The sequence below is a fragment of the Rubneribacter sp. genome (assembly GCF_965361815.1).
Map to the genome: position 1 here is coordinate 1 of NZ_CBDTNW010000110.1, position 8376 is coordinate 8376.

Annotated in this window: 5 protein-coding genes; 4 read left to right on the top strand and 1 reads right to left on the bottom strand. The window is 66.6% G+C overall.

Going from position 1 to position 8376, the window contains the following annotated elements; all coding sequences use genetic code 11:
- The first annotated feature begins 120 nt into the window (after positions 1-120).
- A complete protein-coding gene (locus ACWKY3_RS08100; RefSeq protein WP_449315912.1) occupies positions 121-2457 on the top strand; it encodes a transglycosylase domain-containing protein in 2337 nt (778 codons plus the stop codon).
- A 61-nt stretch (positions 2458-2518) separates the two neighbouring features.
- Entirely contained in the window at positions 2519-3022 is a 504-nt protein-coding gene (locus ACWKY3_RS08105; protein ID WP_449315913.1) for a hypothetical protein, read from the top strand.
- Between the two features lie 110 nt (positions 3023-3132).
- Here ACWKY3_RS08105 and ACWKY3_RS08110 read toward each other — a convergent pair whose 3' ends face one another.
- Positions 3133-5325 (bottom strand): transglycosylase domain-containing protein, encoded by a 2193-nt coding sequence (locus ACWKY3_RS08110; protein WP_449315914.1) that lies wholly within the window; start codon positions 5323-5325, stop codon positions 3133-3135.
- A 163-nt stretch (positions 5326-5488) separates the two neighbouring features.
- Here ACWKY3_RS08110 and ACWKY3_RS08115 point away from each other — a divergent pair, with 163 nt between their 5' ends.
- Both ACWKY3_RS08115 and tyrS read left to right on the top strand, forming a co-directional pair.
- Positions 5489-7960, top strand: coding sequence for a DUF3656 domain-containing U32 family peptidase (locus ACWKY3_RS08115; protein WP_449315915.1), 2472 nt, complete (start codon positions 5489-5491; stop codon positions 7958-7960).
- Between the two features lie 74 nt (positions 7961-8034).
- Positions 8035-8376 (top strand): tyrosine--tRNA ligase (gene tyrS / locus ACWKY3_RS08120; protein WP_449315916.1); only part of this gene is annotated, 342 nt, incomplete at its 3' end.

Consider the following 8376-nt stretch of genomic DNA (forward strand, 5'->3'; position numbering starts at 1 on the left):
CCGCTTCTTTTCAAGCTCCGACCGGGCGTTTTTCCTTATGACCTTTTTCCAACGAACTTGTGTTGTTTCACAGGGTCCCGCGCCCCGATGTTACAATGAACGGGTTTTTGGAGGTGGTCCGTGGCTTCGCGTTCGATAAAAAACAGGCCGAGCATCAAAAAGAAGCATCCCATCGTCGGCCTGCTCATGGTGCTGACCGTCATCGTGGCCGTGGTGGTGGCGAGCGGCGTGGGCATCTACGCCCTGGGCACGTCGTGGATCGGCGACCTGGACGGGTACGACGTCTCCCAAGCCGAGGAGCTCAACGTGCCCCATCCGTCGGAGGTGTACGCGTCCGACGGGACCACGCAGCTGGCGAAGCTGCAGCTCGAGAACCGCGATCCCGTCTCGTCCTTGGACGAGATCAGCCCTTATGTGACCGAGGGAACGGTGGCCACCGAGGACGAGCGCTTCTACGAGCACGGCGGATTTGACCTGTGGGGCATCGCCCGCGCCGCCGTCGTGACGCTGACCGGGTCCGGCCGGGAGGGCGCCTCCACCATCACGCAGCAGTTCGTCCGCAACACCATCCTCTCCGACGAGATGACCGACATCTCCCTCAAGCGCAAGGTGCGGGAGATGTACTTGTCGGTTAAGCTGGAGGAGGTGTACGACAAAGACGAGATCCTGCTCATGTACCTGAACACCATCAACTACGGGAACGGAACCTACGGCATTCAGGCCGCCGCGCAGCGCTACTTCTCCAAAGACGCCGTGGACCTCACGCTTGCCGAGGCGGCCGCCCTCGTGGGCATCCCCCAGTCGCCCACCTACAACGAGCCCATCCAGAACCTCGAGAACTGCTTGGCGCGGCGCAACGTGGTGCTCGACCGCATGCTTTCGAACGGCTACATCACGCAGGAGGAGCATGACGCCGCCCAGGCCGAAGAGCTTGTGCTCAACGTGACGGAGCCGTCGACCGACGGCATACTGGCGTACCCGTACTTCACAAGCTACGTGATCAACACGCTCCAGGAAACGTATTCCCAGGCCGAGATATTCGCCGGCGGCCTCAGGGTGATCACGACGCTCGACGTGGCAACGCAGCAGGCCGCCGAAGAGGCGGTGCGGGCCAAGGAGGCGACGCTCAACGACGCCATATCGGGTTCGCTCGTGGCCATCGACCCCGACACGGGGCATGTCAAAGCGCTGGTCGGCGGTAAGGACTATTCCGTGAACCAGACCAACCTCGCCACGGGCCAAGGCACCAACGGAGGCCGCTCGTGCGGTTCGTCGTTCAAGACGTTCACGCTCGTGGCCGCCCTCGAGGCGGGGATCAATCCGAGCACGCTGGTCGACTGCTCCTCTCCGGCGGTGATCCCCGGAACCGACTACACCGCGAGCAACCCGCTCAACAACATCAACTACCAAAGCTTCGGCACCATCAGCATGCAGCGCGCCTTCGCGAAATCGTCCAACACGGGGTTCGTGCGTCTGCAGATGGCCCTCGGCACCGACAAGGTGAAGGAGGTTGCCAGGCGCATGGGCATCACGTCGGAGCTGAACGCGAGCGCTTCGCTCACGCTCGGCACGGACAACGTGACCATGCTCGACATGTCGAAGGCCTACGCGACCATCGCCTCTGGCGGCATGGGCCACGACGCGCAGCCCATTCTGCAGATATACGACAGCGAGGGCAAGGTCATAGCCGATCACACCGCCCCCGAAGGGGAGCGCGTCATCTCGGCGGAGGTGGCCAAGGCCGCCACCGACGTGATGAAGACCGTCGTGACCGACTACGACGGAACGGGCACCGCCGCCCGGCTCGACAACGGCCAGGAGGTGGCCGCCAAAACGGGCACGAGCTACGAGTACCACGACATCACGTTCTGCGGCATCACCCCGCAGCTTTCGGTGGCCATCTGGTTCGGGGATCCCAGCAACGTCGAGACCATCCCGTCATCGGTGGGTGCCGACGATGTGTTCGCCGACTTCATGAACCGGGTGCTGGAAGGTCAGCCGACCGAGGAGTTCCCCGATGCCGACGATCCGGACTACCAGGCGTCGTACACCAACTCCACCTACCATATCGGCGGCTACTCCTCGTCGTATTCGGGATCGGGCTATCAAAACGCAAGCGGCTCGTCCGGGTCCGGCAACTCCTCCGCGCCCTCTGATTCGGACAGCGCAACGGGCGGCTCCGCTTCATCGTCGGGCAACGGGAACGGGTCGTCCGGCTCCTCGAACGGCTCCGGCGGTTCCTCCGACGGCGCAGGAGGGTCTTCGTCCGGCGGTGGGTCGTCGTCGGGAAGCGGATCCTCGGGCGGGTCGTCCGGCGGAGGGGCTGGTTCTGGCGGAGGGGCTTCGGGCGGTTCGGGAGGCTCCGGTAACTCCGGCGGCACGAACGGCTCCGGCGGCGGATCGGGGGCCGGCGGCGGGTCGTCGTCCGCCGACGGCGGAGCCGACTCCGGCGAATGATCGACGTAAGGAAAGAAAACGCCGCCCTGCGGGGCGGGCGATGACGGAGAGCAGGTAAGGAATGGAACGATCGAAACGCATCCGGGCGGTTGCGACGGTGCTCGCGGCTGCGCTCGCGCTGTTTGTTTTGGGGGGCTGCGCTCAGCAGGGAACCGCCGCGAACCAGCAGCAGTCCCAGAATCGCGCGTACATGGCGCAGGTCAACCAGGTGATGGAGGACTTGAAAGGCAGGCTCGAGGGCTTTTCCGACGCGGTGTCGCGCGGCGATGTCGTGGGCATGCGCACGCAGGCCGACAACGCGTTCAAGGCCATTGACGACCTGAACGGACTTGAGGCGCCCGATGATCTGAAGGATGTGCAGCAGGAGTATGTCGACGGGGCGGCCAAGCTGGAGGAGGCCCTGAGCGAGTACGTCTCGCTGTACACGGAAATCGACAGCGCCACCGATGCGCAGCCCTTCGACTGGGCGTCGTACGACGACAGGGTCGCCCAGATCCAAAGCCTGTACGACGAAGGGACGGGCAAGCTGCAGTCAGGCGACAACAAGGCGTCAGAGAAGAGCTAGGGGCTTCCGCCTTTTTGCAAGGCGGCCAAACAGAGGCGAATCGCCCTTCGAAAGCCGATCCCGCGCGACGAATCCGTGCGGGATCGGCTTTTTCTTTGCAGGAAAGGCTCTTAGGGCTTGGGTCCCAGCGACACCACGATCACCACCATGCCGTCGCGGATGCTCTGGCTGATCACCGTTCCTGCCGGAACCGTGTCCGAGTACTCCTCAAGGTAGCCGGCCTCGTAGCCGCTCAGAAGGGACACGGCCTCGGCGAAGGTCCTTCCCGTCGTGTCGGGGGGAGCGGCGCTGCCTTCGACGTTGCGTTCGCTCTCGTCGGTGCGCGCCTCGTCAGCGCTGGAGCCGGCGGTGCCATTGGCCGCCGACCCGTTTTGGACGGCGGCGCCCAGCTTGCTTCTCTGCTCGGCATTGTAGGCGTTTCCGTACGTGGGATCCTTCGTTTGGGGGAACTGCTCGACGGGGCGTCCCTCGGTGGCGCGATCCATGAAGTCCTTCCACAGCGCGTTGCAAGTGAGGCTCGTGTCGGTGCGGATGGCGCCTGCGGGGTTGCCGATCCAGGCCGCTACCGACAGTGAGGGGGTGTAGCCCACCAGCCAGTGGTCCGCGAAGTCGCTCGACGTCCCGGTCTTTCCCGCTACGGGCTGCCCGTTGGCCAACCGCGCGTCGTAGGCGGTTCCCTCGCTCGTGTCGAACACCGCGCGCAGGACCTTGGTCGTGGCGCCCGCCACCTCCTCGCTGATGGCGCGCTCGCTTGTGTCGGGCGCCTCGTAGATGACCGCGCCGTTACGGTCCACGATCTTGGTCACCACCACCGCGTCGCGTCTGACGCCGCCCGCCGCCAAGGTGGCATAAGCGCTCGCCAGGTCGAGAGGCGACACGTCGGCTGTGCCCAGCGTGGTGGTGTACACCGTGTTGAACGGGGTCTTCACCCCCAGGCGGTGCGCCATGTCGGTGGTGGCCTGCTGCCCCAGCTTCTCGGACAGGCGCAGGTACCCGGTGTTGGATGACACGCTCGTGGCGCTTTGGATGCTGCGGATGCCGTAGTTCGCCCCGCCGAAGTTCTCGAAGCTGAGCGAAACGCCGTCCACCGTGTGGGTCATGGGCGAGGTGCAGTCGATGAGGGTCTGCGGATTGATGCCCTGCTCGATGGCGGCTGCCAGTGTGAACGCCTTGAACGTGGATCCCGCCTGACGGCCTGACCCGCCTCCCTCTTGGCCTGTGGCAAGGTTCACCTGGCTGTCCCCCTTGCCGCCCACCATGGCCTTCACCTGGCCCGTGGCCGGGTCGATGGCCACAACGGACGCGTCCAGCGCCTCGTCCATGCGCCCGCGCTGCGCCGCGCAGGCGGCCTCCGCCTTCTCCTGCAAATCGGGGTTGAGGGACGTGTATATGGTCAGGCCGCCCTCGAACAGGTCAGCGTAGGAGCATCCGTAGGGATTGTTCTCCTTGAGCAGCAGATCGCGCACGTAGCTCGTGAAGTGGTAGTAGGCGTAAATGCCGTCGGCCGGCGCGTCGGGGGCGGGGTTGAGCCCCAGCTCCTCGGCCGCCGCCGCGTCGTGCTCCTCCTGCGTGATGTCGCCGGCCGCCAGCATGCGGTCGAGCACCACGTTGCGGCGCGCGAGGCACGCGTCGGGGTACTCCTTGGGGTTGAGGTAGTTGGGGGATTGGGGAATGCCCACCAACGCGGCCGCCTGCGCCAGCGTGAGGTCGGCCGCCGATACTTGGAAGTAGTTTCGCGCTGCGGCCTCAATGCCGTAGCAGCCGTCTCCGTAGTTGATGGTGTTCAGATACATGAGCAGGATCTCGTCTTTGGAGTAGCGCTTTTCCAGATCAATGGCCAACTCCGCCTCGCGCACCTTGCGCTCGAAGGATATCTCGTTCGCCTCCTGGGTGAGCACCGTGTTGCGCACGAGCTGCTGCGTGATGGTGGAGGCCCCCTCCAGGTCCCCGCCGCGCAGGTTGTTCACCAAGGCGCGCGCTATGCCCGGCAGGTCCACGCCCTCGTGCTGGTAGAAGCGCACGTCCTCGGTGTCCACCGTGCCCGCCAAAACGTACGGGCTGATCTGGTCTATCTCCACAGGATCGCGCTTCTCCAGCTGAAACTGGGCCAAGACGGTCTGCCCATCGTCGGCGTACATGACCGATTCCTGCGCGTAGTTGGTGAAGGAGGCATCCTCGATGGGCGGCAGATCCGCCGTCCATCCGTCCATGACGCCCATCACGCCGCGGACGCCGCAGTACGCGACGAAGCACAGGGCGGCAACGGACAGGAGGAGCACCCATTTCACGGCGTGGGTGCGCATTTCGCGCTGTTTTCGGCGTATTTTCATCGTTCGACTATACTACCATAGCGTTGTAACCGAACCGTTTCTCGCGGGCGAGAGCGCCGTTCGCGGACGTTGCGCCGCGCAAGCGGCCGGACGCGCCGGCTCCGCCCGCCCTCCCGGACAAAGACGAAGGAGCGCCATGCTGCACGATGTCGAACTGCTCGCCCCCGCCGGAAGCCCCGCGGCGCTCCATGCCGCCGTCTGCGGAGGGGCCGACGCGGTCTACCTCGGCCTCGACTCGTTCAACGCCCGCCGCGGCGCGGAGAACTTCACGGTCGAGACGTTTTCCGCAGCCTGCGACTACGCCCATCTGCGCGGCGTGCGCGTGTACGTGGCGCTCAACACCGCCGTGCTTCCCTCGGAGGTCGATCGCGCCCTCGAGACCGCGCGGCAGGCCTACCGCGCCGGCGCCGACGCCTTCATCGTGCAGGACGTCGGCATCGCCTCCGAGCTGTCGCGCACGCTTCCCCAGGCCGGGCTTCATGTTTCGACGCAGATGAACACGCACAACGAAGCGGGCGTCCGCGCGGCCGCCAAGCTGGGTGCGCGTCGCGTGACGCTTGCCCGCGAGCTGTCGGTGCAGGAGATCGAGCATCTGTCCTCCGTCGCCCGCGAGCTGGGTATGGAGACGGAGGCGTTCGTCCACGGGGCGCTGTGCGTGTGCTATTCGGGCCAGTGCTTCATGTCGTCGCTCATAGGGGGCCGCTCCGCCAACCGGGGCCTGTGCGCCCAGGCGTGCCGGCTGCCCTACGAACTGCGCAACGTGGCGCAGCGCAAAAGCCTGCCCTCCCCGGGCGATCACCTGCTCTCTCCACGCGACCTGTGCGCCATCGACCTGCTCCCCGCGCTCGTGGAGGCGGGCGCGGCGTCCTTCAAGATAGAGGGCCGCATGAAGTCCCCCGAATACGTGCGCGCCGTTACCGGAGCCTACCGCGCCGCGCTCGACCGCGTGCTCGCCTGGCGCTTGAGCGCCGAGGACGGGGAGCCTCCGCGCTCGACCGAGGAGGAGCGCGCTGCCCTGGCCGAAGCGTTCTCCCGCGGCTTCACGACCGCCTATCTGACGGGCGAGCGCGGCAACGGCATCATGAGCTATGGGCGTCCGAACAATCGCGGCGTGTTCGTCGGACGCGTCGCGGGCGTTCGCGGCGGAGAGGCGCTCGTCGCGGCGGAGCGCGAGCTTGCGCGAGGCGACGTCCTTGAGTTTTGGACCAACAAGGGCCGCTTCGCCTACCAGCTTGGCGACGTGGAGCTTGACCGTGAGGGCAACGTCCGGACGCATCCGGACAAGCCGGTGGGGAAGGGGGATCGGGTGTTTCGCGTTCGCAGCGCGGAGCTGTCCTTCGCGGACGATCCCCTCGAGCCGCGCGTTCCCGTTGTCGGGAAGGTCGCCCTGCGCAAGGGAGAGCCCCTTCGCGTGGAGTTCTCCCTCGCGCCGCGCGCTCGGGCGGACGAGGCGGCGCGAGCGGCCGCAGGGGTTGCCGAAGGGGAGCCGGTCGAAGCCGCGCGCACCAAACCCGTGTCCCGCGAAGACGTGCGGGCCCACGTAGACCGCCTCGGCCAGACGCCGTTTGTCCTCGAATCCCTCGAGGTGGACCTCGACGAGGACGTCGGCATCGGTTTCTCGCAGCTCCACCGGGCGCGCGCCGCCGCCCTCGAGCGCTTGGAGGAGGCGCTGCTCTCCTCCAAGCGCAAGCGCAGGCTTCCGCGTGTGGAGCCGCGCTCGGCCTTCTCCTTCTCGCGTCCGCGAGGGATGACCATCGCCGTCTGGGCGACCAATCCCGCGTGCGCGCGAGCCGCCAAGCGCGCGGGGGCCGATGTCGTCTACGTCCCTGCGCTGAACCACAAGCGCGGAGAGGCCGTCGTCGCCGGGCAGCGCTCGCAAACGGCCGAGCAGGCGGGCTATCCCAAGCAGGCCGTCGTGGCCCTGCCCGTCGTCGAGCACGATCCGGTCGAGGGCACGCGCGAGGCGGCCCTCGGTTTCGACCCGTGGCGCTACGTCAGGTCCGGCAAGCCGGTGCTCGCCGAGAGCCTGGGTGCGCTTGTCCGCGCCGCCGAGATGGGGGCGCAGGTGGAAGCGGGCCCGCACATCCCCGTGACCAATGCGCTCTCCCTGGCCGCCGTCGCCGAGCTGGGGGCGACCCGCGTGTGGCTCTCGCCCGAGCTCACGCTCGGCCAGATCGCCGATATGGCCGAGGATTCCCCTGTCGATCTGGGCTTGACGGTTTCGGGGGCGCAGGAGCTCATGGTGACGGAGCACTGCCTGCTCATGAGCCAGGGACCCTGCGATGAGGACTGCGACGCGTGCCCGCGCCGCAAAAGCCCCCATTACCTCAAAGATCGCAAAGGCTTCGAGTTCCCGGTCGTCACCGACGCCCTTGGCCGCAGCCACCTGTACAATGCGGTGCGGCTCGACGTGGTCCACGCCATGCCCGACCTCATTGGAGCGGGCCTGTCGGCGGTCATGGTGGACGCCACCCTCATGAACGTCGAGGAGACGTCCCGGGCCGTCGCCCGGGTTGTCCGTGCGCGCAGGTTGGCCAATGTCGGCGAGGGCGCGGTGCCCAAGGAGCAGGGCACGACGAGCGGGCATCTGTTCCGAGGCGTCCAATGAGCGTCGGCGGACGCCGCCAGGCGGGCATATGGTAGAATCCTTAGCCGTCGAACGAGGATCGAAAAGAGGAAACGATGCTATCCGCTGAAGAACAACTCCACGTTATCGCGTCCGGGACGGCGCAGATCGTGCCGGAAAGCGCGCTGCTTGAGAAGCTCAAGCGCGGCAAGCCGCTCAACATCAAGCTGGGTGTGGATCCCACGGCCCCCGACATCCACCTCGGCCACGCCGTGCCGCTGCGCAAGCTGCGTCAGTTCCAAGACCTCGGCCACGGCGTCACGCTCATCATCGGCGACGGCACCGCGCTCATCGGCGATCCGTCCGGCCGTAACTCCACGCGCCCGCAGCTCACGTCCGAGCAGATCAAGGCGAACGCCCAAACCTACGTCGACCAGGCGTTCAAAATCCTCGATCCC

What these genes read in the sequence shown, in the direction of transcription:
- ACWKY3_RS08105 (WP_449315913.1), top strand. Translation starts at nt 2,519, where the DNA reads ATGGAACGATCGAAACGCATCCGGGCGGTTGCGACGGTGCTCGCGGCT.
- ACWKY3_RS08110 (WP_449315914.1), bottom strand. Translation starts at nt 5,325, where the DNA reads ATGCGCACCCACGCCGTGAAATGGGTGCTCCTCCTGTCCGTTGCCGCC.
- ACWKY3_RS08115 (WP_449315915.1), top strand. Translation starts at nt 5,489, where the DNA reads ATGCTGCACGATGTCGAACTGCTCGCCCCCGCCGGAAGCCCCGCGGCG.